Raw genomic sequence first — 26,640 nt, forward strand, 5'->3', positions numbered from 1 at the left:
TTCAATCCTCGACATCGCAACCCTGGACCACCACCATGAAGCCGGAAGACATCATCGGCGCATGGCTGGCAGGCATCGCCATCTGGGCGGCAGCCATGCTCTGCGTCGTCCTTTTCGGGCCGATCGAACACCGGTCCGGTCCGGTCCCCACGCCGGCCGGGATCACCATCGACGACTGGTACGCCGGCGCCTGGCAGGACGAGGGCCAGCGGGAGTGGGACGAGGCGGACCGGCCCACCCGCCTCGAACCGGAACTCCCCTGGCTCCCCGCCGAAGACGGGACCGGCCAGCCACCGGGGGTGGACGTCAGCCTATCGCCCCTCGCGCCGCCAGGCGGCCAGTAGGGCGCCGACCACCAGCAGGACGACCAGCCCGGCGGGAAGCAGCGACGCCTCGCTGACGCCGGTCACCACGTAGTCGCCGTTGGCCCGCAGCCCGATCCAGTTGTTGCCGGCCTGGTCGCGGTCGGGCCGGGTGCGCCGCACGTCCACGTCGCCGTCGGCCAGCCAGTGGACCCCGCCGCCGCTGGCCTGGGCGGCTGGAGCCATCGGCTCCCCGGTCGTGCGCACGTCGGCCAGTTCCGGCGGGTTGACCGCGCCGACCACGGCCAGGGCCGTGCGCTCCCCGTCACTCACCCGGTAGATGCCGGGTTCGGTCGCCAGCACCGCGGCGGTCGCGAGGCCGTTGCCGTCCTCGACCAGATCGACCCCGCGCACCTGGTCCGACGGGCTGGTCAGCTCGACGGAGCGCGGGTCGGGTTCCAGGCTGCGGCGCTCGATCGTGATGCGGTTGCCCTCGACCTTGGCGCGCAGGTCGTTCTCCTCCAGCTCCGGCTCCTTCATGAGCCAGTGGGCGAGACGCCGGAGCAACTCGGCCTGCGGGCCGCCGCCCTCGTAGCCGCGGGACCACAGCCAGATCTGGTCGCTGGCGATCTGGGCGACCCGGCCTTCGCCGACGCGGTTCAGGATCATCAGCGGCCGCTGGTCGGCGCCTTCCATCACGACGCTGCCCTGGAGCGGAGTCACGTCGGTCTGGCGGAACCATCGGCCCCAGCTCGGCTCCTGCCCCTGGGGAGCGCCGGCCGGCACGTCGCCGGGCAGGCCGGCGGTTACGGGATGGCGGCGGCCCAGCTCGGTCACCGACGGCTTGAACGGCCGCTCGATCACCTCGCCGGTCGGCTCGCCGGGCAGCACGGCGCCCAGCGGCGTGCGGAACAGGCTCATGGAGGTCGAGAAGGTCGGTCCTCCAGCTTCCAGCAGGGCGCCGCCGTTCTCCACATAGCTCGCGATGTTGCTGAGATACAGCTGGGGCAGCACGCCGCGCCGCCGGTAGCGGTCGAAGATGATCAGGTCGAACTCGTCCAGCTTGATCTCGAAGAGCTCCCGGATCGGGAAGGCGATCAGCGACAGCTCGCGGATCGGCGTCCCGTCCTGCTTCTCCGGCGGGCGCAGGATCGTGAAATGGACCAGGTCGACGCCGGGATCGGCCTTCAGCAGGTTGCGCCAGGTCCGCTCGCCCGCGTGGGGCTCGCCCGACACCAGAAGCACCCGCAGCCGGTCGCGCACGCCGCTGATCACCACGGCGGCCCGGTTGTTGGCCAGGGTCAGTTCCTGGGGGGCGGCGGCCACCTCCATCTCCAGCACGTTCTGGCCGCCATGCTCCAGGTTGAACTCCAGCGGCACGTCGCGGCCGACCGGCACCCGGAATGGGCGCGGGGCGCCGCCGTCCTGGCGCACGTTGACGACGGCGTCGGGCGACTGGCTGCCCGGCATGTCCTCGACCCGCACGGTCACGGTGACCGGCCTGCCGACCAGGCCGAAGCTGGGCGCCCGGACCACGGCCAGCCGGCGGTCCGCCTCGTCGCGCTCCCCCGTCAGCAGGGTGTGGATCGGCCCCAGGTCCTCCAGCCCCTTGCCGCCGCCCGGAACGTCGTGGACCTGGCCGTCGGTGATGAAGACGGCGCCGGCCATGCGCCGGCGGGGCAGGTCGGCCATGGCGTTATCGAGCACCTCGAACAGCCTGGTCTCCTCGATCGCGCCGCCGACGCCGCCTTCCGCGCCGCCGGTGCGCACGATCCGCACCTCCAGGTCGGGGAAGCGCGACAGCCGTTCCTGGAGGTCTGCCAGCGCGCGTTCGGTGCGGGCGCGGCGCTCGCCGATGTTCTGGCTGGGGGACTCGTCCACCACCAGCACGGCGACGTCCCGGATCGGCTCACGGTCCTCCTGGACCAGCGCCGGGTTCAGCAGCGCCACCGCCAGCGCGGCCAGGCCCAGGGTCCGCCACGCGGTCCCGCGGGCCCGCCGGAAGGCCGCCACGAGGATGCCGGCCGCCGCCAGGACGAACAGCGGGATCAGCACCGCCCAGGGAAGCAGCGGGGAGAAGTCAATGGCGGTGCCGCCACCCATCATTGGCCGAGCCTTTCCAGTATGGCGGGCACATGGACCTGGTCGGCCTTGTAGTTGCCGGTCAGGGCATACATCATCAGGTTGACGCCGAAACGATAGGCCATCTCGCGCTGCCGCTCGCCGCCCGGCACGACGGCGTTCAGCGGCCGGCCGGCCTCGTCGACCGCCCAGGCGCCGGCCCAGTCGGCGGAGCCGATGATCACCGACGACACGCCGTCATTGTGCCGGCCCTCCTCGGCCTCGACCCAGACGTCGCCGCCGCCGAACCGGCCGGGAAAATCCTGGAGCAGGTAGAACGCCTTGGTCAGCACATGCTCGGGCGGGACCGGCGCCAGCGCGGGCACGTCGAGCCCGTCCACCAGCTGGCGCAGCCGCTGGGCGCCCGGCCCGCCGCCGGTCAGCGCCGAGCCGGGGCCGTACTGCCGGTCGCGGGTGTCGAACAGGATGGTCCCGCCGTTGCGCAGGAACTCGTTCAGCCGGAGGCGCGCCGAATCGCTGAGGTCGGGCTGCGACGGCGAGATCGCCCAATAGATCAGCGGGAAGAAGGCCAGCTCGTCCTGCTCCAGGTTCACCGCCATGGCGCCGGCGGTCTCGACCGCGGTGCGGCGGTTCAGGATCTCGCTCAGCCCCTCCAGCCCGGCCCGGGTGGTCTCGTCCACCGTCCGGTCGCCGGTCACCACATAGGCCAGGTAGGTCTCGCCGCTGGCCTTGATCGCGAACTCGTCCGAGGCGCGCGCCGGGCCGGTTCCGGCGGCGACCAGCCCCGCCGCGAGCAGGACCGCGGATGCGGCCGCCGCGGCGCGGCGCCGGCGGCCGAAGCGGATGTTGCCGAGAAGCCCGCGCAGCACCAGCGCCACGAACAGGTCGATGATCGCCAGCGCCATGGCGGCTCCCAGCAGCCAGGGTTTCAGGTCGATCTCGCCGCGTGCCGCGTAGGTTCCCTGGGCGACGCCGGCGGGCAGCCGGCGCAGGGGTTCGATCGCGGTCACCAGCGAGGTCAGGTTGAGCGCCCGGCGCGCCTCCTCCGTCCCGTAGAAGCCGGGCGGGTGGCGGGGGCCGAGCGATTCGGGCCGGAACGCGTTGCCGGCGATCGGGAATACGGTGGCGGGCGGCGGGATCAGCTGGCCCAGCCCGTCGAGCACCTCGATCGGCGCGAAGGTCGCCGCCTGGACGTCGCCGGACACGCCCTCGCTCAGCGCGGTCACCCGCCGCAGCATGTCCACGAATAGGCCGGACAGCGCCAGGTTCGACCAGTCCGAATTGGCCGTGGTGTGGACCAGCACGATCCGGCCCTCCTCGCGCTGCTCCGCCGTGACCAGCGGGGTGCCGTCGGCCAGCCGCGCCCAGGTCTTCTCGGCGAGGTCGATCGACGGCTCGGCCAGGACCTGGCGGTCGACCACCACGTCGGGCGGAACGGCCAGGCCGGCGAAGGGGCTGTCGGGCGGGAAGGGCGCCAGCCGCGCCGGCTCCGACCAGGACAGCGCGCCGCCCAGCGTCCTGTCGCCCAGCCGGAGGCGCACCGGCACCAGCTGGTCGGTATGCTGGGCCAGCCGCGGCCCGGCGAAGCGCACCAGCACGCCGCCGCGCTCCACCCAGGCTGCCACGGCCTGCGCCTCGGTGTCGGTCAGGGCGCCGATGTCGGCCAGGATCAGCACCGACAGGTCGCGGCCCATCAGGTCCAGCACGCTGCCCCGTCGGATCTCGCTGAACGGGGCGAGCGCCCGTTCCAGGTAGTAGAGGTCGCTCAGCAGCGGCTGGTTCTCGCCCTCGGGTCGTCCGGACACCAGGCCGACCGGGCGGCGGCGCCAGCGCTCGTCCAGCAGGACGGTGGCCCCGGCGGTCGCCTCGCCCTCGATCGACAGGCGGGTGACCTCGTTGCGCAGCTCCACGGGAAGCGACAGCGGGACCTCCAGGCTGTCCGAGCCGGGCGCGAAGGCGGTTTCCTGGCGCGCGAGCAGCCGGCCGTCGGCGGCGGTCGCCCGGACCGTGACGGGGGTCGGCAGGGTCGTGTCGGCCCGCCGCACCCGGGCCACCAGGTCGTTCCCCTCGATGCTGGGCGGCAGCAGCAGGTTGGGCAGGCGGTCGGCACCGTTCATCAGCACCTCGGCGCCGCCCAGCTGCTGGAGCCGCTGGGCCAGCGGCAGCGCCGCCGCGTCGGCCAGCCCGTCGGACAGCCAGACGGTATGGGCGGAGCCTTCGACCTGCAGCCCGCGGAGCGTCTCCAGCACGGCGGCCCGGTCGGTCGGCCAGGGCCGGGGGGCCAGCGACTGGGTCAGCCGCCTGGCGTCCGCAGGCCGGAGCAGGGTGCTGGGCTGCGGCTTCTCGCCGGAGGCGGACGGCGCGGTCGCCACCACGATCAGGTCGCGGCCGTTCCGCTCCGCCTGGTCGACCAGCTCGCCCATGGTGCGCTGGCGCGCCTGCCAGTCGCGGGCGGCGCCCCAGCCGTTGTCCACCACCAGGATGATCGGGCCGCTGCCCGGCAGCCCGGCGCGCGGGTTCAGCAGCGGCTGGGCGAGCGCCAGGATCACCAGCGCCGCCAGCACCATCCGCATGATCAGCAGCCAGAGCGGCGTCCGGGCGGGGGTCTCCTCCCGCGCCACCAGGTCGCGCAGCAGGCGGATCGCCGGGAACTGGACGATCCGGGGGCTGGGCGGCGTCAGGCGCAGCAGCCACCACAGCACCGGAAGAACGATCAGGGCACCGAGGATCCAGGGTGCGGCGAAGGCTATCGGTCCCAGTCCCAGCATCTGTTCAGCTCTTCGGTGCTTGGGCAATCGCCCCGTGAAGTGCCAGGAGCGCCGTCTGCGGCGGCCTGTCGGTCCGGTGCGTCGCGAAGCTCCAGCCGGCGGCGCGGGCAAGGGCCGCCAAGCCGTCGCGGTGGGCTTCCAGCCGTTCCAGATAGGTCTGGCGGACCGCCTCGACCCGCGGGATCAGCAGTTCCTCCTCGCCTTCCAGGCCCTCGAACTCGATCCGGCCGGCGAAGGGCAGCGTCTCTTCCGCCGGGTCGAGCACCTGGACCAGGTGGCCACGCACGCCGCGGCCGCTGAACGCCGCCACGGTCCGCTGGATTTCCGCCAGGGGCGACAGCAGGTCGCCGATCAGCACGGCCTGGGCATGGCGGGGCAGGAGCGGCACCGCGGGCAGCCCGTCCCTGGGCAGCTGCCCCTCCGCCAGGGTCATGGCGAGCCGGTTCAGCGTCACCTTGTTGCCCGACGGCGGCACGCCCGAACCCAGCAGGGCCACCCGTTCGCCGCCGCGCACCAGCAGGACGGCAAGCGCCAGCAGCAGCAGTTCGGCGCGTTCCTTCTTGGTCGGCAGGCCGGGGGACGAGCGGTAGTCCATGGACGACGAGGCGTCCGTCCAGAGCCAGACGCTCTGCGCCGCCTCCCACTCGTTCTCGCGCACGAAGACGGGCTGCGATTTGCCCGACTGGCGCCAGTCGATCATCAGGGCGCTGTCGCCGACCTCGTAGCGGCGATACTGCCAGAAGGTCTCCCCGGTCCCGACGCGCCGGCGGCCGTGGACGCCCTGGGCAACGGTGGAGGCGACCCGCTCGGCCGCCACCAGCAGGGGCGGCAGCCGCGACGCCAGCGCTTCCGACCGGTGCTGCGCCCGCAGCGAGGTCGCCGCGAGATCGGGCTTTCCCATCCTGTCGCGCGCCATGCCCGGCTACCGCAGCGGGGCGCAGAGGCGGTCAATCACGTCGTCGAGCGTGATGCCGTCGGCGCGGGCCGCGAAGTTGAGCGCCATGCGGTGCTTCAGCACCGGCTTGGCCAGGGCCAGCACGTCGTCGAGCGAGGGCGACAGCCTGCCGTCGAGCACCGCGCGGGCGCGGGCGGCCAGCATCAGCGCCTGGCTGGCGCGGGGGCCGGGTCCCCAGGCCACGTGGCTGCGGATCTCCTCCATCTCGCTGGTCTCCGGCCGGCCCGACCGGACCAGGCTCAGGATGCCCTCGACCACGCTCTCGCCGACGGGGATGCGGCGGACCAGCCGCTGGGCCGCCATCAGGTCGGCCGGGTTCAGCACGGCGACCGCGGCCTCGTCCTCGGTCCCGGTGGTGGCGATCAGCATGCGCCGCTCGGCGTCGTAGTCGGGATACGTGACGTCGACCTGCATCAGGAAGCGGTCGAGCTGCGCTTCCGGCAGGGGATATGTGCCTTCCTGCTCCAGCGGGTTCTGGGTCGCCAGGACGTGGAACGGCTGGGGCAGGGGATGGTAATGGCCGGCGACCGAGACCCGGCGCTCCTGCATCGCCTGGAGCAGGGCCGACTGGGTCCGCGGGCTGGCGCGGTTGATCTCGTCCGCCATCAGCAGCTGGCAGAACACCGGGCCGGGGATGAAGCGGAACGACCGGCGGCCGTTCTCGTCCTCCTCCAGCACTTCCGAACCCAGGATGTCGGCCGGCATCAGGTCGGGGGTGCACTGGACGCGCTTGTCGTCGAGCCCCAGGACGATGCCCAGCGTCTCGACCAGCCGGGTCTTGGCGAGGCCGGGGACGCCGATCAGCAGCACGTGCCCGCCCGCGAGCAGGGTGATCAGGGTCAGGTCCACCACGTCCTGCTGGCCGAAGATGATGCGGCCGATCCGGTCCCGCACCATGGACAGGCGGCCGCCCAGGGTTTCCACCTCGGCCAGAAGCTGGGCCGGATTCTCGATCCCGGCAGACCCGTGGCGCATTGCATCGGTAGCGGTCAAATCAGGGATCTCCTGTGCTCTCAAGACAACCGGCTGCGGAACCCCCGCCGGAAACCAGGCGTTGCGACGCCCGTTCTCAATCAGGGTATCGGACCTAGATTACCAGTATGGCGAAATTGCGTACCCGGGTACCGATATTAACAGGAAATTCGGCTTCACAAGGGGGAAAGCAAGCCTATGACCAGTTCGATTCCGACGCCGGGCATGCCGTCCGGCCTGTTCCGCCCCGACGGCCCGGGGCCGGACGAGGGCTACCCGATTCGCATCGATCGCGACGGCACATGGTACTATCATGGGTCGCCGATCCGCCGGCTGGAGCTGTCCAGGCTCTTCTCGACCGTTCTCCGCCGCGACGAGGCCGGCGATTACTGGTTGGTTACTCCGGCGGAACGGGGCAGGATACAGGTCGACGAGGTGCCGTTCACCGCGGTAGGGTTGACCGTCAGCGGCGAGGGCCCAAACCAGCGGTTGACCTTCCGCACGAACCTGGACGCCGAGGTGACCGCCGGGCCGGATCATCCGATCAGGGTTGAGGAGGATGATGGAACCGGCGAGCCGAGACCCTATATCCTGGTGCGTGACAATCTGGAAGCCAGGATTACGCGATCGGTCTTCTACGATCTGGTGGAGCGTGCCGAGACGCGCGGGGACGGAGAGGAAGTTCAGGTCGGAATATGGAGCATGGGCACATTCTTTCCTCTGGGGCGTCCGATGAGCAGGGCAACGGGGATCTGACCGTCGGCGACATCACCAAGGAGCGGATCAGGAGCCTGATCCCGCGTTTCGCGGCCGCACCCGGCCGCACCCTCAGCATCAGGGGCGACCACGACCTCAATCCCGGCACCGGCGCCCCGGCGCAGCTCCGCCACGCGGCTGTGCTGGTCCCGCTGGTCGAACGGCCGGACGGGATGACGGTCATCTTCACCCAGCGCACCGCCCATCTGGCGGCGCATGCCGGGCAGATCAGCTTTCCCGGCGGCGGGATGGAGCCGACCGACCAGGACGCCCTCGCCTGCGCCCTGCGCGAGACCTCGGAGGAAATCGGGCTGGCGCCCGAGCGGGTGGAGGTGGCCGGGCGGCTGGACACCTACGTGACCCGCACCGGTTTCGAGATCACGCCGATCGTGGGCTTCGTCCGCCCGCCCTTCATCCTGAACCCGGACCCGTTCGAGGTGGCGGAGGTGTTCGAGGTGCCGCTGGACTTCTTCCTGAAACCGGGCGCCGCCCGCAAGGAGACCCGCCAGTTCCAGGGCACCCAACGGTACTTCTACGTGTTTCCCTACGAGCACCGATACATCTGGGGAGCGACGGCCGGGATGCTGGTGAACCTGGTCGACGTGCTGCACGGGCGATGCTGAGGAAACTTCTCCTGGTCGTGCTGCCGCTGATGCTGCCGACCCTGGTCTACATGGCCTACATGCTGGTCGAGCGCCGCCGGGCCGGCGCCTCGGGCGGCGCGGTCCAGCCCTGGTGGGTGGGCGCGCCCTGGACCCCGCTGATCGTCGGCGGCGTGGCTCTGGCCGGACTGACGCTGGTGACGGTGGCGCTCACCGGCGGTTCCGATACGACGGCCACCTACCATCCCGCCCGGCTGATCGACGGCCGCGTGGTGGAGGGCGAGACGACCCCGTCCGCTCCCGCGCCGGGGCGCTGAGCCGTGGAGCCCGCCGGCAGGATCGAGCTGCCGCCCGCGATGGCGGCGCCCGGGACGGTGCGGGTGTTCGATGCCCTCACGGCGGACGGGGCCAAGGCCCGCTTCGTCGGCGGCTGCGTCCGCGACTCCCTGCTCCGGCGGCCGGTCAAGGACATCGACATCGCGACCGATGCGGAGCCGGAACGGGTCCTCCGGCTGCTGGAATCCGCCGGCCTGCGGGCGATCCCCACGGGGCTTGCCCACGGCACCGTCACCGCGGTGGCGGACGGGTCCCACTACGAGATCACGACACTTCGTCACGATGTCGAAACGTTCGGCCGGCACGCCCGCGTGGCCTTCACAGACGACTGGATGATTGACGCGTCGCGCCGGGACTTCACCATGAACGCGCTGTTCTGCGCGATCGACGGCACGCTGTACGACCCGTTCGGCGGCGTGCGCGACGCGCTGGCCGGCCATGTCCGTTTCGTCGGCGATCCCCGAGCCCGCATCACCGAGGACGTGCTGCGCCTGCTGCGCTTCTTCCGCTTCCAGGCCCATTACGGCCGCACACCGCCGGAGCCGGCGGCGCTGGACGCCTGCGCCGACTTGGCGCCGCTGCTGCCCCGCCTGTCGGGCGAGCGGGTCCAGGGCGAGCTTTTCCGGCTGCTGGGCGCCGCCGACCCGCTGCCCGTGCTGCGTCTCATGGCCGACCTGGGGATCATGGCGCACCTGCTGCCGGAGGCGACCGCGCTCGACCGGCTCGGGCGGCTGCTCGGCATGGCGCCGGACCGGCCCGATCCCCTGCTGCGCCTGGCCGCCCTGCTGGAGGTGGACCGCGCGGGCGCCCTCCGGGTCGCGGAGAGGCTCAGGCTGTCCAACGCCGACACCGACCGGCTGGCGCTGCTGGCCGCACCCCCGCTGGACCCGGCTTCCGCCGGTCTCCGCCCCGCGCTCTACAGGCTGGGACCGGACAGGGTGCGCGACGTCGCCCTGCTGCATGCCCCGGGCCGCATGGCCGAGGTGGAGGCGGCGGTCGGCGCCTGGGAGAACCCCCGCTTCCCGCTCCAGGGTCGCGACCTGCTCGACCTGGGCATTCCCCGGGGCAAGCTGGTCGGACAGCTCTTGCGCGACCTGGAGCGCTGGTGGGAGGATCGGGATTATCGCCCCAGCCGCGAGGAATGCCTGGCCGAACTGCGCGCCCGGCAGTGAAGTCCGGGAAAGGACACCAGCGATGCGCGCCCTGATCGTCACCGTCGTCCTGGCCGGCGTCCTGATCGCGCTGGTCTTCGGCAACGCGGCTTTTTCCATCGCCGTACTGGCCGACCGCATCGGGGGCGTCAACGCCTTCACCTATCGGATCGCCTCGACAGCCGTCCTGATCCTGGCGGTGGCCTGGCTGCACGCGCGCCTTACCGCCGGCCCCGGCTGGCTGCCCCGCGCCGTCCTGGCCGGCCTGCTCTGGCTCGCCGCCTCCGTCGCCCTGGAACTGACGATCGCCCGCGCCGTGATGGGCGTCAGCTGGCCCAACCTGCTCGCCAACTACGCCTTCTGGCGCGGCGAGCCCTGGCCCTTCGTCCTCCTCCTCGAACTGGCCGCCCCCATCCTGTTCGGCTGGCTGCGCAACCGAAGGCCGTAGGGCTGCGGATCGTCGGCCGTCGGTGCTCTCTCGGCGAGAGCTCCTGATCAAAGGATCTCAAATCATCCACAGATGAACGCAGATGGACACAGATACTTAAGCCTTATCTGTGTCCATCTGCGTTTATCTGTGGGCAATACAATCCATTTAATAATGCTTTACGGCCACTTCACCTCCGGCGGCATCGACATCAGGATCGCTTCCACGTTGCCGCCGGTCTTCAGGCCGAAGGTCGTGCCGCGGTCGTAGAGCAGGTTGAACTCCACGTAGCGGCCGCGCCGGACCAGCTGGTGCTCGCGCTGCTCGGGCGTCCAGGGGTCGTTCATGTGGCGGCGCACGATCCGGGGATAGACGTCCAGGAAGGCGAGCCCGACGTCGCGGGTGAAGGCGAAATCGGCCTCCCAGTTCCCGGAATCCAGGTTGTCGTAGAAGATGCCGCCGATGCCGCGCGGCTCGTTCCGGTGCGGCAGGAAGAAGTAGCGGTCGCACCACTCCTTGAAGCGCTCGTAATAGTCCGTCCCGTGGGCGTCGCAGGCACCCTTCAGCGCCGCGTGGAAATCGGCCGCGTCCTGTTCCGCCGGGAACATCGGCGTCAGGTCGGCGCCGCCGCCGAACCAGCCGAGGCTGGTGACGATATGACGCGTGTTCATGTGGACCGCGGGGACCAGCGGCGAGCGCATGTGGGCCACCAGGCTGATTCCCGCGGCCCAGAACCTTCCGTCGTCCGCCGCGCCCGGCATGTTCTTGCGGAACTCGGGACTGAAGGTGCCGTGGACGGTCGAGATGTTCACGCCGACCTTCTCGAACACCCGGCCGCGCATGATCGACATCACGCCGCCCCCGCCGTGCGACCCCTCGGCGTCGGGCCGATCCCAGGCCTTGCGCTCGAACCGGCCGGCCGGCATGTCCGAAAGGGTGCCGGTCAACTCGTCCTCCAGCGCCTCGAACGCGGCGCAGATCCGGTCGCGCAACTCGGCGAACCAGGCGGCGGCGCGGGCCTTGTGCTCCTCGGTCGGGACCGCGCGGTCCTTCGTGTCGTCCATCCCCTCAGTCCCTTCCCGTTTCCATTCCGATACCGTCGGTTCCCTTACCGTCGGGGGCAGTCTGCCGCAACGCTTCGCCCAGCACCATGGCCGCGGCGAGGGCCACGTTCAGCGAGCGCAGGCCCGGCCGCATCGGGATCCTGACCCGGGCGTCCGCGGCTTCCGCGACGCCGTCCGGCACGCCGGCGCTCTCGCTGCCCAGCAGCAGCGTGTCGCCGGGCCGGAAACCGAAGTCGAGATAGGGGACCGAGCCGCGCGTGGTCAGCAGGACGAGCCGGCCGCGATTCGTTGCGGCGACGTATTTTTCCCAGGAGGCATGGCGGGCGAGATCAAGATGATCAATATAATCCATACCGGCGCGGCGCAGCCTGCGGTCGTCCAGGATGAAGCCGCAGGGCTCTATGATGTCCAGCGGCACGCCCAGGCAGGCGGCAAGGCGCATCATCGCGCCGGTATTCTGGGGAATGTCGGGCTGGTAGAGCGCGAGCCTGATGCGGCTAGTGTCAGTCGGCGGAAAAATCAAGAGTCATTCTTTCTGCGAAACGACCCAGTCGGGCAAGCGCGACACTATGTCCCCGGAACTCCGACTTTCCTTGACCGGGAACCGGAGGTATATCCCTGTCGCAACTGCGGCCGGCGCGAACCGGCCCCTAGTCCCGAGGTTTTGGGCTCGAGGTTTTGGGCAAGGTCCGAAGCAGACACGGCCGAAAACTATTGTTAATGTCCGTCCGGTTTGCAAGCGCACGCCAGTGCGCTTGCCAGGGCCAAGGAGAGAAAAGCTAATGTCGGATACCACCCATCCGGCCGGTGCTGGCGGTCAGGGAGGCCATGAAGGCGAGGGAGCGACCCGTCGCGATTTCCTCTATCTCGCTACCGCGGCAGTCGGCGCGGTCGGCGTCGCGTCGGTCGCCTGGCCGTTCATCAACAGCATGAACCCGGCGGCCGATACGCTGGCGCTCGCCCAGATCGACGTCGATCTGTCGCCGGTCCAGGTCGGCCAGGCGATCACGGTCACGTGGCGGGGCAAGCCGGTCTTCATCCGCCGCCGCACGGAGGAGGAGATCGCGACCGCCCAGGCGGTCGACCTCGCCGAGCTGCGCGATCCCGCTCCCGACAGCGCGCGCGTCCAGCAGCCGCAATGGCTGGTCATGGTCGGCGTCTGCACCCACCTGGGCTGCGTCCCGCTCGGCCAGAAACCGACCGATCCCAAGGGTGATTACGGCGGGTGGTTCTGCCCCTGCCACGGTTCGCACTACGACACCTCGGGCCGCATCCGCCGGGGTCCGGCACCGCTGAACCTCGCCGTTCCGGAATACGCCTTCCTGACGGACACCTCGATTCGCCTCGGCTAGTTGGTCAACTGGAGCTGAACATGGCTGCCCCGCAGTTCAAGAACCCCATAGTCCGGTGGATCGACTACCGCCTGCCGATCTTCACCGGGCTGCACCACGAGTACAACGAATACCCGATGCCGAAGAACTGCAATTATTTGTGGTCCTTCGGCGCGATCGCGATGGTCACGCTGATCATCATGATCGTCTCCGGCATTACCCTGGCGATGAGCTATACGCCGCACACCGCCTACGCCTTCCAGTCGGTCGAGCGCATCATGCGCGACGTCAACTCGGGCTGGCTGATCCGCTACATCCACATGAACGGCGCGTCGATGTTCTTCATCGCCGTGTTCATCCACATCTTCCGCGGCCTGTATTTCGGGTCCTACAAGGCCCCGCGCGAGATCCTGTGGATGCTGGGCGTCGTCATCCTGCTCCTGATGATGGCCACCGCCTTCATGGGCTACGTCCTTCCCTGGGGCCAGATGAGCTTCTGGGGCGCCACCGTCATCACCAACCTGTTCTCGGCCTTCCCGATCATCGGGGACCACATCGTGACCTGGCTGTGGGGCGGCTTCTCGGTCGACAACCCGACCCTCAACCGGTTCTTCGCGCTGCACTACCTGCTGCCGTTCGTGCTGCTGGGCGTGGTCTTCCTGCACGTCGCCGCGGTCCATGTCCACGGGTCCAACAACCCGGTGGGCATCGACATCAAGGGCCCGCAGGACAGCCTGCCGTTCCACCCCTACTTCACGATCAAGGACACCTTCGGCCTCAGCATCTTCCTGCTGGTGTTCGCCGGCTTCGTGTTCTTCGCGCCGAACTACATGGGTCATCCGGACAACTATATCCCGGCCAACCCGCTGGTCACCCCGGCGCACATCGTCCCGGAATGGTACTTCCTGCCGTTCTACGCGATCCTGCGCGCGGTTCCCGACAAGCTGGGCGGCGTGCTCGCCATGTTCGGCGCCATCGCGGTCCTGTTCTTCCTGCCCTGGCTCGACACCTCCAAGGTCCGCAGCTCCAACTACCGGCCGATTTACCGGCAGTTCTTCTGGGTTCTGGTCGTCGCCTGCCTCGTGCTGGGCTATGCCGGCGCCATGCCGGCGGAAGGCATCTGGCTGACCGTCGCCCGTGTCGCGTCGATCTACTACTTCGCCCACTTCCTGATCATCCTGCCCCTGCTCGGCAAGCTGGAGCGTCCGCGGCCGCTTCCCAGCAGCATCAGCGAACCCGTACTGGGCGGTGGTCGCATCGCGACCGCGGCAGCCGCCAAGCCGATGGAGAAGGCCTAACATGCGCGCGTTGAAGACGGTCATCCTGGCCGCGGCCCTCGGCCTCGGCCTCACGGGCACCGCCCTTGCCGCGGGTGAAGCCCCGGTTCCGCCCAAGCAGGAATGGTCCCACAGCGGCATCTTCGGCACCTTCGACCGGGCGGCGCTCCAGCGCGGTTTCCAGGTCTACAAGGAGGTCTGCGCGACCTGCCACTCGATGAACCTCGTCGCCTACCGCAACCTTGAGGCGCTGGGCTTCAACGAGGACGAGGTCAAGGCGATCGCGGCCCAGTACGAGGTCACCGCGGGGCCGAACGACAACGGCGAGATGTTCGAGCGGCCCGCCATTCCGGCGGACCACTTCAAGAACCCGTTCCCGAACGAGCAGGCCGCCCGCGTGGCCAACGGCGGCGCCTATCCGCCCGACCTGTCGCTGATGGCCAAGGCCCGTCCTTACGGCGAGGACTACATTTACGCCCTGCTGACCGGCTACGAGGATCCGCCGGAAGGCTTCAACGTGCCGGACGGCCAGTACTACAACAAGTACTTTCCCGGCCACCTGATCGGCATGCCGCCGATCCTGCAGGACGACAGCGTCACCTATGCCGACGAGACCCCGGCCACCCAGGCCCAGCTGGCCCACGACGTCGCGGCCTTCCTGACCTGGACCGCGGAGCCTCACCTGGAAGCGCGCAAGCAGACCGGCGTGAAGGTGATACTGTTCCTCCTGGTCTTCACGGGTATGATGTACGCCGTGAAGCGCAAGGTCTGGGCCGACGCGCACCCCTGAGTGCCGCCGGTGTCTATCGGACCTCCTGGAAAAGGGCGCCTCCGGCGCCCTTTTCTTTTGTCCGAACGCGCGAAGAAGGGAAGGAAGCGACGAATGATGACGTTCCATGACATCCATGGGTTCTGGTTCAGTCCGGCGACCCGCCCGAACTGGTTCGAGAAGAGCGACGCGTTCGACGCCGAGGTCCGGCGCCTCCTGCTGCCCGCCCACGAGCAGGCGGCGGCGAACCGCCTGGCCGAGTGGCGCGACGATCCGCGCGGCTGCCTCGCGCTGGTGATCCTGCTCGACCAGGTGCCCCGCAACGTGTTCCGCGGCAGCGCCCGCGCCTTCGCGACCGATGCCGCCGCCCGCGACCTGACCAGGCTGGCGGTCGAGCGCGGCTACGACGGCGGCTTCGACCGGGATGAGCGCACCTTCCTCTACCTGCCGCTGGAGCACAGCGAGGATCTGGCGGACCAGCGCCTCTCGGTCGAACTGTTCCGTGACCGGGTGGGCGATCCCGGCTATCTCGACTATGCCGAGCGGCACCTGCGGGTCATCGAGCGGTTCGGCCGCTTTCCCCACCGCAACCGCATCCTCGGCCGGGTCTCGACGGAGGAGGAAGAGGACTTCCTGAAGCAGCCGGGATCGTCGTTCTGATGGCCGCCCCGGCGATCGGCCCGATCTCGGGCATCGACCATACCCTGGTGGGCGTCCGCGACCTGGAGGCCGCGCGCGCAACATGGCGGCACCTCGGCTTCACCGTGACCCCGCGCGGCCGCCATATCGGCTGGGGGACCGGCAACTACTGCATCATGTTCCCGGGCGACTATGTCGAGCTGCTCGGCATCGTCGATCCCGGCCAATTCCTGAACCGACTGGACACCCTGCTGGAGACGCGGGGCGAAGGGTTCCTCGGGCTCGCCTTTTCGGCCCCGGACCCGGACGCCGTCCACCTGGCCCACCCCGACGTCACCGGACCGCCGAAGGACCTCGGCCGTTTGCTGGAACTGCCCGAGGGGACGGTAACGCCGCGCTTCTCGCTGGTCCATTTCAAGCCCGAGGCGACGCCCGGCCTGTCGGCCTTCTGCTGCACGCACCTGACGCCCGGCCTGCTGCGCCGTCCGGATTGGCTCGACCACGCCAACGGCGCCATCGGCCTGGAAGGGGTCACCGTCCCGGCGGAGGATCCCGCAGCGCTGGCACCCGCCTACGAGGCCCTGTTCGGCCCGGCGTCGCTTCATGCCGGCAGGGGCCGCCTCGACATCCGCGCGGGGACCCATGACCTGCGCTTCGTCGCCCCGGACCGTCTCGCCCGCCGCTACCCCGGCCTGGAGCCCGCGCCGGTGATGACGGTGCTCTGCCGCGACCTGGCGGAGACCGGCGCCTACCTGGGCGGCCAGGGGATTGCGACGGCGGAAGCTCCGGGTGCGCGCATCGTCGTGCCGCCGGACCAGGCCAACGGCGTCATCCTGGAGTTCGCCGTGTCTTGAGTCCTGGTAGCCCTGCACAGTGGTTTTGGTCGATTTGCCGTAGGTCGGCCTCGGCCGAAGGCCGACGCCGACAGCGTGGCCGGAGCGTTGACGCAGGGTGTCGGCGTTCGCCCTGACGGGCGAACGCCGACCTACGCCACTGAGCCCTAGACCGCCAGCCGGCGCACCAGCGCCGGGATGTCGGCGACCGGCGTCGGCGGCGCGAACAGGAAGCCCTGCATTCGGTCGCAGCGGTAGGCCCTGAGGAAGATCAGCTGCTCGTGGGTCTCGACCCCTTCGGCGACCACCCGCATCTTCAGGGCATGGGCCATGTTGATGATCGCGTTCACGATGGAGGCGGCGTCGGGATCCTCGACCATGCTCTGGACGAAGCTCTTGTCGATCTTGATCGCTTCGATCGGGAAGCGCTTCAGGTAGCTGAGCGAGGAATATCCGGTTCCGAAATCATCCAGCATGAAGCGGACGCCGGCCGCGTGGAGTTCGAGCAGCGCGTCGCGAATCCCCGGCGTGCTGCGGAACAGCGCCGTCTCCGTCAATTCCAGCTTCAGGTGCGATGCCGGCAGGCCGGAGTCCCTCAGGATCGCCAGCGCCTTCCGGCTCAGGAGCGGGTCGCTGACCTGGCGGCCCGACAGGTTGACGGAGACCGGCACGTCGACCACCCCCTCGCGCCGCCACTCCGCCATCTGGCGGCAGGCGTCGCGCAGCACCAGCTCGCCCAGCGGGATGATGAGGCCGGTTTCTTCCGCAGCCGGAATGAACTCGCCGGGGGAAATCAGGGCACCGTCCTCGCCCCGCCAGCGGACCAGCGCCTCGAAGCCGGTCAGCTTCAGCGTCTCGACCTCGATCTTGGGCTGGTACAGCAGCTCGAACTGGTCGGCGTCGATCGCGCGGCGCAGCCGGCTCTCCAATGAGAGCTGGCGGGCCGCGTGGGTCTCCATGTCGGGAGAGTACAGCTCGTACCGCGAGGTGCCGAGGTCGCGGGCGCGCTGCAGGGCGGCCCCCGCCATCCGGACCAGCTCGTCCGGTCCGGTGGCGTCGGCCGGGAACAGGCTGACGCCGATCATCGGCGGCAGCAGGAAATCCTGCCCGTCGGCCTCGATCGGCGTGCCGAAGGTGGCGATGATGCTCTTGACCGTCGCCAGCGCCTCCTCATGGTCCGCCAAGTCGGGCAGCAGCACGGCGAACAGGTCGTCGCCGATCCGGCCGACCAGGTCGCCCGGGCCGAGCGCCCGGCGCAGCCGGTCCACCAGACGCCGCATCAGGTGTTCCGCGGCGCTGCGGCTGTGCGCGAACCGGATCGGGTCGAGCCGGTCGAAGCTGATCGCCAGCAGGGCGGCGACCCGGCCGGCGGATTCCGACTGCTCCAGCGCCGCGGCGACCCGCTCGCTGAACAGCGACAGGTTGGGCAGCCCGGTGACCTGGTCGAAGGAGGCGAGGTAATGGATGCGCTCGCGGGCGCGGCGGGTTTCCGTCACGTCCTCGAACAGCCCGATGATGTATTTCGGCCGGCCCAGCGGATCGCGCACCAGCGACGCCGTGGTGCGCGCCCACAGGGCGGTCCCGTCGCGGCGCTGGAACCGGCGTTCGGTCTGGAACGTGGCCCGGCGGCCGCTCAGCAGCTCCTGGAAGCGGCCGGTGACGTGGGAGATCTCGTCGATATGGACGAATTGCTTGAAGGACTTGTCGATCAGCTCGTCGCGCCCGTAGCCCAGCATGTTCTCCAGGGTGCGGTTCACGTCGATGATCCTGCCGTCCACGGCGGCGTAGCCGATGCCGACCCCGGCATGCTCGAAGATCGAGCGGAATCGTTGCTCGCTGTCGCGCAGCGCCTGCTCGGCCACCACCCGTTCCGATATGTCGATGCTCGATCCGAACAGGCGGGTGACCCGCGAACCCGCGACCCCTCCGGTGATCGGCACCAGCCGGGTTTCCCAGTGGCGGCGGCCGGTCGGCAGGTGAAGCACCTCCTGAAAGGTGGTCGGCAGCCGGCGCTTGACGCAGGTCCGGTAATGGGCGAGGACGCTCGCGGCGTCGTCCGGCGGCAGGACCTCCGCCGGGCTGCGGCCGATCACGTCGGCTGCGATCAGGCCGGTCTGCTCCTCGTGGCGGCGGTTCAGCATCGCATAGCGGAAGCTGCCGTCCGGCTGGACGTCGACGATGAAGACGGCGGCCAGCAGGTGGTCGATGACCAGGCTGATCTGGCCGTCGCTCGGGCCGGTATCCTCGGTGACCAGGATGTGCGAGGCCGGGCCGTCTCCGGTCACACTGATCGGCTGGATGATCAGCGCGACGGGGCCGGCGGCCAGGTTGAGGATGACCGTCGCGATCTCGTTGGCGGCCAGCACCTCGGCGAGACGGGCGACATCCTCCGGGCGGGCCGACCGGGCGGCCAGCTCGCCCAGCGGGCGCCCGACGATCTCGTCCGCGGTGGCACCCAGCAAGTGCATGAAGCGGCTGTTCACCGCGACGACCTCGGGCTCCGCCGGGGGCGCCGCCGGCCTCTTCAGGATCGCGTGACCGGTTCCTTCGGACGCCGGGTTGCGCGGACGCGCGACCAGCGCTTCCAGACCAGCGGCCATCACATCATACATGCCTGTACTTAAACCCATTGATCCGGCCCATTGATCCGGCTCGTGCCGTACTAGCTCCTGTCACAAGTAACACAGTAAGCCGGATCATTGCCCCATTTTTAGTAAAAAATCTTTTCCTCCATCGTTTGGAGTAAGGTGATAATGACCTCGCAGTCTCACACGTTAAAGCGGAAATGGAAGATGTCGCCGTCCTGAACGACATACTCTTTGCCTTCCTGCCGCATCTTTCCCGCTTCTTTTGCAGCCTGTTCGCCGCCCAGTGTGACAAAGCTGTTATAATCGATCGTCTCCGCCCGGATGAATCCCCGTTCGAAGTCGCTGTGGATCGCGCCGGCGGCCTCGGGAGCCTTCGCGTTGCGTCGCACCGTCCAGGCCCGTGCCTCCTTGGGACCCACCGTGAAGAAGGTGATCAGGTCGAGCAGGGCATACCCGGCGCGAATCACCCGGTTCAGCCCCGGCTCTTCCAGCCCCAGGGTCTCCAGGAATTCCGCCTTTTCCGCCGCGTCGGCGAGTTGGGCCACCTCCGACTCGATCGCCGCGGAGACGACGACGCTGGCCGCGCCCTGCGCCTTCGCCATTTCGGCGACCTTGGCCGACAGGGCGTTGCCGGTCGCGGCCGAGGCTTCCTCGACATTGCAGACATAGACGACAGGCTTCCCGGTCAGCAGCAGCAGCGACTTGAACAGCGGCTGTTCGTCCGCGGACACCTCCAGCGTCCGGGCGGGCTTGCCGGCCTGGAGGACCGCCAGCGCGCGCTCCATCATGTCGGCGGTCGCCTTGGCTTCCTTGTCGCCGCCCTTGGCCTTCTTCTGGGTGGCGGTCAGCCGGCGCTCCAGGCCGTCCATGTCGGCCAGCATCAGCTCGGTCTCGACGGTCTCGGCGTCGCGGATCGGGTCGATGCCGCCCTCGACATGGGTGATGTCGTCGTCCTCGAAGCAGCGCAGCACATGGACGATGGCATCGACCTCGCGGATGTTGCCCAGGAACTGGTTGCCCAGCCCTTCGCCCTTGCTCGCGCCCCGGATCAGGCCGGCGATGTCGACGAATTCGAGCTGGGTCGGGATGATCTTCGCCGACTTCGCGATGGCGGCGATCTTGTCCAGCCTGGGGTCGGGCACGCCGACGCGGCCGACGTTCGGCTCCTTGGTGCAGAACGGGAAGTTGGCCGCTTCGGCCGCCTGGGTGGCGGTCAGCGCGTTGAACAGAGTGGACTTGCCCACATTCGGCAGGCCGACGATGCCGCAGTTGAAACCCATGGGATGCCGTCGCTTTCAAGAGATTTGCCGGGGGCCGGCGTCCGGCCCGTCTGGCAGGTTATATGCGGCACCGGGGACTAAAACGAAAGTCCCGTACGGCCCCGTGCGGCTCATGCTATGATAGCCCTATCGAAAAGGGGAGATCCGCCGACCATGTCCGATCCGCGCCAGGAACTGCTGCGCCAGATGGCCGCCCTGCGGAGCAGCCTCGACCCCAAGGTGATCCAACGCCTCGATCTCGCCAGCGAAGGCAAGGTGCCCTACGACCGGGAGACCGCCCAGAGCGCGGTACGCCAGTTCCTGGCGACCCGGCGCGACGGCGGCAGGTTCCAGCGCAAGCTTGTGGATGCCCTGAAGAAGGGCGGCGGCAAGGACTGAAGGGCCGGGGAAGCTGCCGGACCGCGGGGCTCAGGCGCCCAGCGCGACGCGGCTGGCGAACTTCTCGGGCTGCCCCGCGACCATCAGCGGAAACTCCCGCGAGACCGTGTCGAGCAGCGGTTCCAGCCAGGATTGCTCGGTCTTGCTGAAATCATGCAGGACATAGCCGTGGACCTGGTCCTTGTGGCCGGGATGCCCGATGCCGAGCCGGATGCGCCAGTAATCCTTGCCGATATGGTCGTCGATCGAGCGCAGGCCGTTATGGCCGCCATGGCCGCCGCCCTGCTTCACCCTGACTTTCCCGGGGGCGAGGTCGAGGTCGTCGTGGATCACGATCACCTGGGGCGGGGCGAGCTTGAAGAACCGCATCGCCTCGCCGACGGACTGGCCGGAAAGATTCATGAAGGTGTGCGGCTTCAACGCCAGCACCTTCTCCGCATCGACCGAGCCGTCGCAGCTCTGGCCCTGGAAGCGCCTGCGCCAGGGGCCGAAGCCATGGCGGCGGACGATCTCGTCCACCGCCATGAAGCCGATATTGTGCCGGTTGCGGGCATATTCCGATCCTGGATTGCCCAGACCCACCAGCAGCAGCATGGGCTTACTCCTGCGCCTCCGGCTCCTCGCCGGCGGCTTCGGACTTCACCGCCGACGGGGCGGCGATGGTCGCGACCGTGAAGTCGCGGTCGGTGATGGTCGGCTTGACGCCGGCCGGCAGCGTGACCGCGCTGATGTGGATCGAATCGCCAAGGTCGAAACCGGTCAGGTCCACGGTGATGTGCTCCGGGATCTCCTCGGCGCCGCACTCGACCTCGATCGCGTGGCGGACGATGTTCAGCATGCCGCCGCGCTTCAGGCCCGGCGACTTCTCCTGGTTGACGAACTCGACCGGGACTTCGACGGTGATCCTGGCTTCCCCGCTGACGCGCAGGAAGTCGACATGGATCGGCGTGTCGGTGACCGGGTCGAACTGCACGTCGCGCGGGAGCACATGGTAGGACGCGTCGCCGACCTTGACGTCGAACAGATGCGTGAAGAAGCCCGGGGTGCGCAGGATGCGGTCGAACTTCAACCGGTCCAGCGAGATCATCACCGGCTTTTCCTTGTTGCCGTAGATCACGGCGGGGATCCGGCCTGCGCGGCGCGTCTGACGGGCAACCCCCTTGCCGGCCCGGTCGCGCGCCTCGGCGGCGAGAACTGTAGCTTCGGACATACTCTACTACTCCAATGACAAGGCGGCCGCTCCGGGCCGCCTTTGGGTGAACGCCAGCCTCCAGGGGTGCTGGCGTACCGCGGCCGCCTTGCTCGGCGCCGACCGCAGGTCCCTGTGCGGGGAGCCTTCCCGAGGCTCCCGCGAATTCCTGAATGATCCGGTCAGTTGAACAGGCTGGAAACCGACCGTTCCTCGCTGATCCGGGTGATCGCCTCCGCGATGAGCGGGGCGATGGTGAGCTGGCGCACGTTGCGCGACACGCGCACGGCCTCGGTCGCCTGGATGCTGTCGGTGGTCACCAGCATCTCCAGCGGCGACGACGACACGCGGGCGACGGCGCCGCCGGACAGCACGCCGTGGGTGACATAGGCGCTGACCGACTTCGCGCCTTCCTTCATCAGGGCGGCGGCGGCGTTGCACAGGGTGCCGCCGCTGTCGACGATGTCGTCCACCAGGATGCAGCGCCGTCCCTCGACCTCGCCGATGATGTTCATCACCTCGGACACGCCGGCCCGCTCGCGGCGCTTGTCGATGATCGCCAGGTCGGCGTCGAGCCGCTTGGCGATGGCGCGAGCGCGCACCACGCCACCGACGTCCGGCGACACGATGACAAGCTGCTCGCCGTGCTTGGTGGTCTCCTGGATGTGGCGGACGAAGACCGGCGCACCCTCCAGGTTGTCCAGCGGGATGTCGAAGAAGCCCTGGATCTGGCCGGCGTGCAGGTCCAGCGTCAGCACGCGGTTGGCCCCGGCCATGGTGATCAGGTTGGCCACCAGCTTGGCCGAGATCGGCGTCCGCGGACCCGTCTTGCGGTCCTGGCGGGCATAGCCGTAATAAGGCAGCACGGCCGTGATGCGGCGCGCGGATCCGCGGCGCAGCGCATCGATGGTGACCAGCAGCTCCATCAGGTTGTCGTTGGCGGGGTACGAAGTCGACTGGATGACGAACACGTCCTCGCCGCGGACGTTCTCCAGGATCTCGACGAACACTTCCATGTCCGAGAAACGGCGAATGCTGGCCTTGGTCAACGGCACGTTGAGTGCGGCCGAGATCGCTTCGGCCAGCGGCCGGTTGCTGTTGCCGGCAATGACTTTCATACTTCGCAGCTCTCTTCTGGAAATAGTGCCGTTGACGCCGCCCCGATTGTCCGGAACCGGTGCAGCACGAAATCGGCCGGGACCATATCAGCCCGCCCCCGTCATGTAAATGTTCGATGACGGCCGTCGCGGCCCCCATGCACCCTGCACATGGGGTCAACGCACGGAGGCGGCGCCCTGTTCCTCGCCGGGCGGAAAGCCACGTCAGATGACGCAACTCACCATCAGTCCCAGCACGCAGAAAGCGATGAGCATGATCGTGTAGGGCATCGGCGCGGGTCCTCAGGACTGCCGGACGATGACCGAGATGCCGCGGCCGTAGTCCGCCTCGCCGCGCAGGGTCGCCCGGCGATAGCTGAAGAAGCGGTCCTCCTCGGCCACCGTGTCGTTCGGGCAGCGCTGGAGCGCCGCGACGCCGCTGCGGCCGAGCCGGCGCGCGACATAGCCGCCGACGTCGAACATGAAGTGCCCGGCCCGGCGCGCCGGCGCGAAGAAATCGCCGTTCGCCGCGTCCTCGTCGAGGAACGGCGCCGGGAACTCCGGCCCGACCTCGTAGGAGCGCTGGGCGATGCAGGGGCCGATGGCCGCCACGATGCGTTCGGGACGGGCACCCAGGGCCTTCATGGCGCCGATCGTCGCCTCGATCACGCCGGCCTTGGCGCCCTTCCACCCGGCATGCGCGGCCCCGATCACGCCGGCCTCGGCGTCGGCGAACAGGACCGGGACGCAGTCGGCGGTCAGGATGCCGAGCGCCACGCCCGGGGTCGCGGTCACCATGGCATCGGCGCGGGGCGGCGTCTCGCCGGGCCGCCAGGGCCGTTCCACCGTCACCACGTCGGGGCTGTGGACCTGGTAGAGCGTGACCAGCCGGTCGGGCTCCAGGTCGAACGCCGCGGCGCATCGGCGCCGGTTCTCGGCGACGTGGCGGGGGTCGTCGTTCGATCCGAGCCCGCAGTTCAGGGAAGCGTAGATGCCCGTGCTGACGCCTCCCCGCTTGGTGAAGAAGCCGTGCCGGATGGCCGGAATGTCGTTCAGCGCGCCGAGTGTGATCACGTCAGGGTCCAGTGCTCCAATGTCGGGTCCTTGATGCTCGGCCCGTCAGATCCCCGCGGCACCCTCCTGCCGGGGATCGGTGAGGGCAAGGACCTTGAACAGTGTGCCCATCTCTGAACCGTCGATCAAGCGATGGACGGCCGAATCGATGTCCGCCGCCTGCTCCGGCGTCGCCCGCCGGCGCAGCTGGCCGGCGCGCTCCCGGATACCCAGGGCGGCCAGGAAGGCGCCCTGCGTGGTCGGCCCCCAGGTCCGGGCGCCGCCGGACCGGGCCGCGTCGGCCAGCATCCCGAAATCCACGTGGGCCGTCAGGTCGGCCGTCCCGGGCGCCTCCAGCACCGGCACGAAGGCGTGGCGCCGCACCGCCTGGAGCGTCTCGCCGGCCGCGGAGACCGGATGGCCGTAATCGACGATCAGGGCGGCCCCGCCCGACGCCGCCAGCCGGACGCCCAGCTCGTGCGCGACCGCCATCGCGGCGGGGCACGCCTCGAACACGCTGCCCGGCGGCGCCTCCCGTATGGCGGCCGGGATCAGCGCCTCGACGGGTCCCGGCCGGCGGTCGAGCACGAAGCGGAAGCAGCCCTCCGCCTCGTCGAAATCGACCATCCGCTCGGTCCAGCCGTGCGCGGTCTTCTCGAACTGCCGGATCGGCAGGGCGTCGAAGAACTCGTTGGCGATCACCAGCAGCGGGCCGTCCGGCACCCCGGCCAGCGCGTCGTGCCAGCGGGGAGGGCGCTCCCCCAGGGCCGGCGCCAGCAGCTCGCGCTGCCGTTCGCGCAGGACCGGGCTGGTCTCGACCAGATGGACCCGGGCGGCGTGGCGGAACTGCGGCACCATGGCGGCGGCCCGCAGGGCGTCGCGCATCAGGGTGCCGCGCCCGGGTCCCAACTCCACCAGGTTGACCTGGTCGGGCGCGCCCATCGCCGACCAGGTATGGGCGCACCACAGGCCGATCAGCTCCCCGAACATCTGGCTGATCTCCGGCGCCGTCACGAAGTCGCCGGCGGCGCCGAACCGGTCGGCGGTGATGTAGTAGCCGTGCTGCGGGTGCCCCAGGGCGTCGCCCATGAAGGCCGCCACGGAGATCGGCCCCTCCACGGCGATACGCCGCCTCAGGTGCCCGGCCAGGCCGCCGTCATCCATCCCGCGCATCCGCCCGGCCGGCCGTCCGCCGGGCGTCCGTCCGGCCCTTGCGCCGGGCATGGACCACCAGCGCCAGCCCGAACAGCACCATGGGGACGGACAGGATCTGGCCCATGGTGGCGTGGCCGCCCAGCAGGAAGCCCAGCTGCGGGTCTGGCTCCCGGAAATACTCGGCGAAGATCCGCGACAGGCCGTAGCCGATGAAGAAGATTCCGGCCAGCAGCCCGGGCCGGGACCTGACCGACGGGCGCCGCGCCAGCACGGCCAGCACGGTGAACAGCACCAGCCCCTCCAGCACCGCCTCGTAGAGCTGGCTGGGATGACGGGGCAGGCCGCCGGCCCGTTCCCCCGGGAAGATCACCGCCCAGGGCACGTCGGCCACGCGGCCCCACAGCTCGGCATTGACGAAGTTGGCGATGCGCCCGAAGAACAGGCCGATGGGCGCGGCGCAGGCGATCAGGTCGCCCAGCGCCAGCGGCGAGAAGCCCCGCCGGCGCGAGAACAGCAGGATCGCCGCCATCACTCCCAGCAGGCCGCCGTGGAACGACATGCCGCCGTGCCAGACCGCCAGCGCCTCCAGCGGATTGCTCAGGTAGTACCCGGTATTGTAGAAAAGCACGTAGCCGATCCGACCGCCCAGGATCACGCCGATCACCGCCCAGGTCAGGAAATCGTCGAAGTCGACCGCGGTCGGCGGCCGGTCGTCCTTGCGCGCCAGATGGATGCAGTAGCGCCACCCGGCGACGAAGCCGACCAGGTAGGCCAGGGCGTACCAGCGGATCGCGATGGGGCCGATCTGGATCGCGACCGGGTCGATGGCGGGGAACAGGATGGCAAGCATGGCGCGGTTCGACTTCGGTGCGGCGGCGGCCCCGGGAAAATCCGCCCGCGGGACTGGCCAGGGGACGGGGTAACCCGCCGGGGCTGGCGACCTTATAGGCTCCCTTGCCGCACCGCCGCAAGGCACCCCTGCCGTCCCGGATGCGTCCGGCCGGCCGATGCGGCGTTGATTCGGCCCCGGTCCATCCCCATAATGGTGTCTCTTTGGAGGATACGGATCCATGCAGGTCGATAACAAGCTTCTCGACGATCTGGCCCGGGTGGCGGGCGGCGCGGTCGGCGCGCTGACCGGCTTGCGCGGTGAGGTCGAGGCACAGGTGCGCCAGCAGTTCGAACGCATCCTCAGCCGGATGGACCTGGTCAGCCGGGAGGAGTTCGAGGCGGCCCGCGAGATGGCCGTCAAGGCCCGATCCGAGCAGGAGGACCTGGCGGACCGGGTGACCGCGCTGGAAGCCCTGGTCGCGACCCTGCTCGCCGAACGCGAGCTGGCCCACGAGACGGCCGCCCCGAAACGCCCGGCCGGCGGCCATGCCGCCAAGCCCGCGGCGGACGAGGCGGGGGAGCTTAGGCCCGGTTCCGCTTCCGGCGGCGCCTGACCGCCCCCGCCCGGCCGGCGATACGTCCGCGGCCCGCCCGGTCGCGGGCGGTCGCCTCATGTGCAAATTTATGGAATTCTGTTGCGAGTGTGGGGCCGTTCTGTCACGGTCCTCGGGGTAGTAGCCCCATGACCACCTGGATACGACATCTCGGGGCATAGTAGATCAGACGGTACAAGCCGGCTGGGCCC

At 69.6% G+C, this 26,640-nt stretch carries 27 protein-coding genes; 13 read left to right on the forward strand and 14 right to left on the reverse strand.

What is annotated here, in order from left to right:
- Positions 1-35: 35 nt before the first annotated feature.
- Positions 36-344, forward strand: coding sequence for a hypothetical protein (locus tag JL101_RS04080; RefSeq protein ID WP_203098396.1), 309 nt, complete (start codon positions 36-38; stop codon positions 342-344).
- On the opposite strand, the gene JL101_RS04085 is transcribed toward JL101_RS04080, so the two are convergent.
- Genes JL101_RS04085 through JL101_RS04100 form a run of 4 tightly spaced genes read right to left on the reverse strand, consistent with a single transcriptional unit; the run spans position 312 to position 7,082 of the window.
- Positions 312-2,408, reverse strand: a complete 2,097-nt coding sequence (locus JL101_RS04085) for a hypothetical protein (RefSeq protein ID WP_203098395.1) — start codon at positions 2,406-2,408, stop codon at positions 312-314. The two genes, JL101_RS04080 and JL101_RS04085, sit on opposite strands and share 33 nt — an antisense overlap.
- Positions 2,405-5,152: a DUF4159 domain-containing protein gene (locus JL101_RS04090; RefSeq protein WP_203098394.1), complete on the reverse strand. Its 2,748-nt coding sequence runs from the start codon at positions 5,150-5,152 to the stop codon at positions 2,405-2,407. Before JL101_RS04090 ends, JL101_RS04085 begins: the two co-directional genes overlap by 4 nt.
- Before the next feature lie 4 nt (positions 5,153-5,156).
- A complete protein-coding gene (locus JL101_RS04095; RefSeq protein ID WP_228435277.1) occupies positions 5,157-6,068 on the reverse strand; it encodes a DUF58 domain-containing protein in 912 nt (303 codons plus the stop codon).
- A gap of 6 nt (positions 6,069-6,074) precedes the next feature.
- The gene (locus JL101_RS04100) at positions 6,075-7,082 is read right to left on the reverse strand and encodes an AAA family ATPase (RefSeq protein WP_203098529.1); all 1,008 of its coding nucleotides are present in this window, start codon (positions 7,080-7,082) and stop codon (positions 6,075-6,077) included.
- Positions 7,083-7,277: 195 nt separating this feature from the next.
- On the opposite strand from JL101_RS04100, the gene JL101_RS04105 reads away from it, so the two are divergent.
- Genes JL101_RS04105 through JL101_RS04125 form a run of 5 tightly spaced genes read left to right on the forward strand, consistent with a single transcriptional unit; the run spans position 7,278 to position 10,372 of the window.
- Complete coding sequence (locus tag JL101_RS04105) at positions 7,278-7,835, forward strand: DUF1285 domain-containing protein (RefSeq protein ID WP_203098393.1); 558 nt, start codon at positions 7,278-7,280, stop codon at positions 7,833-7,835.
- Positions 7,775-8,458 (forward strand): CoA pyrophosphatase, encoded by a 684-nt coding sequence (locus JL101_RS04110; protein WP_203098392.1) that lies wholly within the window; start codon positions 7,775-7,777, stop codon positions 8,456-8,458. Before JL101_RS04105 ends, JL101_RS04110 begins: the two co-directional genes overlap by 61 nt.
- Positions 8,452-8,754: a DUF6111 family protein gene (locus tag JL101_RS04115; RefSeq protein WP_203098391.1), complete on the forward strand. Its 303-nt coding sequence runs from the start codon at positions 8,452-8,454 to the stop codon at positions 8,752-8,754. The genes JL101_RS04110 and JL101_RS04115 overlap by 7 nt, the downstream gene beginning before the upstream one ends.
- Before the next feature lie 3 nt (positions 8,755-8,757).
- The gene (locus JL101_RS04120) at positions 8,758-9,945 is read left to right on the forward strand and encodes a CCA tRNA nucleotidyltransferase (RefSeq protein ID WP_228435278.1); all 1,188 of its coding nucleotides are present in this window, start codon (positions 8,758-8,760) and stop codon (positions 9,943-9,945) included.
- Positions 9,946-9,967: 22 nt separating this feature from the next.
- The gene (locus tag JL101_RS04125; protein ID WP_203098390.1) at positions 9,968-10,372 is read left to right on the forward strand and encodes a hypothetical protein; all 405 of its coding nucleotides are present in this window, start codon (positions 9,968-9,970) and stop codon (positions 10,370-10,372) included.
- 158 nt (positions 10,373-10,530) lie between these two features.
- On the opposite strand, the gene hemF is transcribed toward JL101_RS04125, so the two are convergent.
- Both hemF and JL101_RS04135 read right to left on the reverse strand, forming a co-directional pair.
- Positions 10,531-11,415, reverse strand: a complete 885-nt coding sequence (gene hemF, locus JL101_RS04130; protein ID WP_203098389.1) for an oxygen-dependent coproporphyrinogen oxidase — start codon at positions 11,413-11,415, stop codon at positions 10,531-10,533.
- 4 nt (positions 11,416-11,419) lie between these two features.
- Positions 11,420-11,908 (reverse strand): tRNA (cytidine(34)-2'-O)-methyltransferase, encoded by a 489-nt coding sequence (locus tag JL101_RS04135; RefSeq protein WP_203098527.1) that lies wholly within the window; start codon positions 11,906-11,908, stop codon positions 11,420-11,422.
- A 289-nt stretch (positions 11,909-12,197) separates the two neighbouring features.
- Between JL101_RS04135 and petA the strand changes: the two genes are divergently transcribed.
- The 5 genes from petA (at position 12,198) to JL101_RS04160 (ending at position 16,285) form a co-directional block, all read left to right on the forward strand.
- Positions 12,198-12,767 (forward strand): ubiquinol-cytochrome c reductase iron-sulfur subunit, encoded by a 570-nt coding sequence (gene petA / locus JL101_RS04140; protein WP_203098388.1) that lies wholly within the window; start codon positions 12,198-12,200, stop codon positions 12,765-12,767.
- A gap of 20 nt (positions 12,768-12,787) precedes the next feature.
- Positions 12,788-14,044, forward strand: a complete 1,257-nt coding sequence (locus JL101_RS04145) for a cytochrome b (protein ID WP_203098387.1) — start codon at positions 12,788-12,790, stop codon at positions 14,042-14,044.
- 1 nt (position 14,045) lies between these two features.
- Positions 14,046-14,813 (forward strand): cytochrome c1, encoded by a 768-nt coding sequence (locus JL101_RS04150; RefSeq protein WP_203098386.1) that lies wholly within the window; start codon positions 14,046-14,048, stop codon positions 14,811-14,813.
- Between the two features lie 93 nt (positions 14,814-14,906).
- Entirely contained in the window at positions 14,907-15,452 is a 546-nt protein-coding gene (locus JL101_RS04155; RefSeq protein ID WP_323374708.1) for a DUF924 family protein, read from the forward strand.
- Entirely contained in the window at positions 15,452-16,285 is an 834-nt protein-coding gene (locus JL101_RS04160) for a VOC family protein (RefSeq protein WP_203098385.1), read from the forward strand. The genes JL101_RS04155 and JL101_RS04160 overlap by 1 nt, the downstream gene beginning before the upstream one ends.
- 146 nt (positions 16,286-16,431) lie before the next feature.
- On the opposite strand, the gene JL101_RS04165 is transcribed toward JL101_RS04160, so the two are convergent.
- Together JL101_RS04165 and ychF are read right to left on the reverse strand one after the other, a co-directional pair.
- Positions 16,432-18,864, reverse strand: a complete 2,433-nt coding sequence (locus JL101_RS04165; RefSeq protein WP_203098384.1) for a putative bifunctional diguanylate cyclase/phosphodiesterase — start codon at positions 18,862-18,864, stop codon at positions 16,432-16,434.
- A 167-nt stretch (positions 18,865-19,031) separates the two neighbouring features.
- Entirely contained in the window at positions 19,032-20,132 is a 1,101-nt protein-coding gene (gene ychF, locus JL101_RS04170) for a redox-regulated ATPase YchF (RefSeq protein WP_203098383.1), read from the reverse strand.
- A gap of 153 nt (positions 20,133-20,285) precedes the next feature.
- Here ychF and JL101_RS04175 point away from each other — a divergent pair, with 153 nt between their 5' ends.
- On the forward strand, positions 20,286-20,510 hold the full coding sequence (locus tag JL101_RS04175) for a hypothetical protein (protein WP_203098382.1): 225 nt from the start codon (positions 20,286-20,288) through the stop codon (positions 20,508-20,510).
- Between the two features lie 30 nt (positions 20,511-20,540).
- On the opposite strand, the gene pth is transcribed toward JL101_RS04175, so the two are convergent.
- The 6 genes from pth to lgt all read right to left on the reverse strand — a co-directional run bounded on the left by pth (position 20,541) and on the right by lgt (position 25,854).
- Positions 20,541-21,104, reverse strand: coding sequence for an aminoacyl-tRNA hydrolase (gene pth, locus JL101_RS04180; RefSeq protein WP_203098381.1), 564 nt, complete (start codon positions 21,102-21,104; stop codon positions 20,541-20,543).
- 4 nt (positions 21,105-21,108) lie between these two features.
- The gene (locus JL101_RS04185) at positions 21,109-21,720 is read right to left on the reverse strand and encodes a 50S ribosomal protein L25/general stress protein Ctc (RefSeq protein WP_203098379.1); all 612 of its coding nucleotides are present in this window, start codon (positions 21,718-21,720) and stop codon (positions 21,109-21,111) included.
- A gap of 161 nt (positions 21,721-21,881) precedes the next feature.
- Positions 21,882-22,817 carry a ribose-phosphate pyrophosphokinase gene (locus JL101_RS04190; protein WP_158044023.1) on the reverse strand — a complete coding sequence of 312 codons (936 nt, stop codon included), beginning with the start codon at positions 22,815-22,817 and terminating at the stop codon, positions 21,882-21,884.
- 282 nt (positions 22,818-23,099) lie between these two features.
- Complete coding sequence (pgeF, locus tag JL101_RS04195) at positions 23,100-23,870, reverse strand: peptidoglycan editing factor PgeF (protein ID WP_203098377.1); 771 nt, start codon at positions 23,868-23,870, stop codon at positions 23,100-23,102.
- Positions 23,871-23,915: 45 nt separating this feature from the next.
- Complete coding sequence (locus JL101_RS04200; RefSeq protein WP_228435279.1) at positions 23,916-25,013, reverse strand: class I SAM-dependent methyltransferase; 1,098 nt, start codon at positions 25,011-25,013, stop codon at positions 23,916-23,918.
- Positions 25,006-25,854: a prolipoprotein diacylglyceryl transferase gene (gene lgt / locus JL101_RS04205; protein WP_203098373.1), complete on the reverse strand. Its 849-nt coding sequence runs from the start codon at positions 25,852-25,854 to the stop codon at positions 25,006-25,008. The genes JL101_RS04200 and lgt overlap by 8 nt, the downstream gene beginning before the upstream one ends.
- 220 nt (positions 25,855-26,074) lie before the next feature.
- On the opposite strand from lgt, the gene JL101_RS04210 reads away from it, so the two are divergent.
- Positions 26,075-26,449 (forward strand): accessory factor UbiK family protein, encoded by a 375-nt coding sequence (locus JL101_RS04210; RefSeq protein WP_203098371.1) that lies wholly within the window; start codon positions 26,075-26,077, stop codon positions 26,447-26,449.
- Positions 26,450-26,640 lie beyond the last annotated feature (191 nt).

This window comes from Skermanella rosea, assembly GCF_016806835.2.
Lineage (GTDB): Bacteria > Pseudomonadota > Alphaproteobacteria > Azospirillales > Azospirillaceae > Skermanella > Skermanella rosea.

What these genes read in the sequence shown, in the direction of transcription:
- JL101_RS04080 (WP_203098396.1), top strand. Translation starts at nt 36, where the DNA reads ATGAAGCCGGAAGACATCATCGGCGCATGGCTGGCAGGCATCGCCATC.
- JL101_RS04085 (WP_203098395.1), bottom strand. Translation starts at nt 2,408, where the DNA reads ATGATGGGTGGCGGCACCGCCATTGACTTCTCCCCGCTGCTTCCCTGG.
- JL101_RS04090 (WP_203098394.1), bottom strand. Translation starts at nt 5,152, where the DNA reads ATGCTGGGACTGGGACCGATAGCCTTCGCCGCACCCTGGATCCTCGGT.
- JL101_RS04095 (WP_228435277.1), bottom strand. Translation starts at nt 6,068, where the DNA reads ATGGCGCGCGACAGGATGGGAAAGCCCGATCTCGCGGCGACCTCGCTG.
- JL101_RS04100 (WP_203098529.1), bottom strand. Translation starts at nt 7,082, where the DNA reads ATGCGCCACGGGTCTGCCGGGATCGAGAATCCGGCCCAGCTTCTGGCC.
- JL101_RS04105 (WP_203098393.1), top strand. Translation starts at nt 7,278, where the DNA reads ATGACCAGTTCGATTCCGACGCCGGGCATGCCGTCCGGCCTGTTCCGC.
- JL101_RS04110 (WP_203098392.1), top strand. Translation starts at nt 7,775, where the DNA reads ATGGAGCATGGGCACATTCTTTCCTCTGGGGCGTCCGATGAGCAGGGC.
- JL101_RS04115 (WP_203098391.1), top strand. Translation starts at nt 8,452, where the DNA reads ATGCTGAGGAAACTTCTCCTGGTCGTGCTGCCGCTGATGCTGCCGACC.
- JL101_RS04125 (WP_203098390.1), top strand. Translation starts at nt 9,968, where the DNA reads ATGCGCGCCCTGATCGTCACCGTCGTCCTGGCCGGCGTCCTGATCGCG.
- hemF (WP_203098389.1), bottom strand. Translation starts at nt 11,415, where the DNA reads ATGGACGACACGAAGGACCGCGCGGTCCCGACCGAGGAGCACAAGGCC.
- petA (WP_203098388.1), top strand. Translation starts at nt 12,198, where the DNA reads ATGTCGGATACCACCCATCCGGCCGGTGCTGGCGGTCAGGGAGGCCAT.
- JL101_RS04145 (WP_203098387.1), top strand. Translation starts at nt 12,788, where the DNA reads ATGGCTGCCCCGCAGTTCAAGAACCCCATAGTCCGGTGGATCGACTAC.
- JL101_RS04150 (WP_203098386.1), top strand. Translation starts at nt 14,046, where the DNA reads ATGCGCGCGTTGAAGACGGTCATCCTGGCCGCGGCCCTCGGCCTCGGC.
- JL101_RS04155 (WP_323374708.1), top strand. Translation starts at nt 14,907, where the DNA reads ATGATGACGTTCCATGACATCCATGGGTTCTGGTTCAGTCCGGCGACC.
- JL101_RS04160 (WP_203098385.1), top strand. Translation starts at nt 15,452, where the DNA reads ATGGCCGCCCCGGCGATCGGCCCGATCTCGGGCATCGACCATACCCTG.
- JL101_RS04165 (WP_203098384.1), bottom strand. Translation starts at nt 18,864, where the DNA reads ATGGCCGCTGGTCTGGAAGCGCTGGTCGCGCGTCCGCGCAACCCGGCG.
- ychF (WP_203098383.1), bottom strand. Translation starts at nt 20,132, where the DNA reads ATGGGTTTCAACTGCGGCATCGTCGGCCTGCCGAATGTGGGCAAGTCC.
- JL101_RS04175 (WP_203098382.1), top strand. Translation starts at nt 20,286, where the DNA reads ATGTCCGATCCGCGCCAGGAACTGCTGCGCCAGATGGCCGCCCTGCGG.
- pth (WP_203098381.1), bottom strand. Translation starts at nt 21,104, where the DNA reads ATGCTGCTGCTGGTGGGTCTGGGCAATCCAGGATCGGAATATGCCCGC.
- JL101_RS04185 (WP_203098379.1), bottom strand. Translation starts at nt 21,720, where the DNA reads ATGTCCGAAGCTACAGTTCTCGCCGCCGAGGCGCGCGACCGGGCCGGC.
- JL101_RS04190 (WP_158044023.1), bottom strand. Translation starts at nt 22,817, where the DNA reads ATGAAAGTCATTGCCGGCAACAGCAACCGGCCGCTGGCCGAAGCGATC.
- JL101_RS04200 (WP_228435279.1), bottom strand. Translation starts at nt 25,013, where the DNA reads ATGGATGACGGCGGCCTGGCCGGGCACCTGAGGCGGCGTATCGCCGTG.
- lgt (WP_203098373.1), bottom strand. Translation starts at nt 25,854, where the DNA reads ATGCTTGCCATCCTGTTCCCCGCCATCGACCCGGTCGCGATCCAGATC.
- JL101_RS04210 (WP_203098371.1), top strand. Translation starts at nt 26,075, where the DNA reads ATGCAGGTCGATAACAAGCTTCTCGACGATCTGGCCCGGGTGGCGGGC.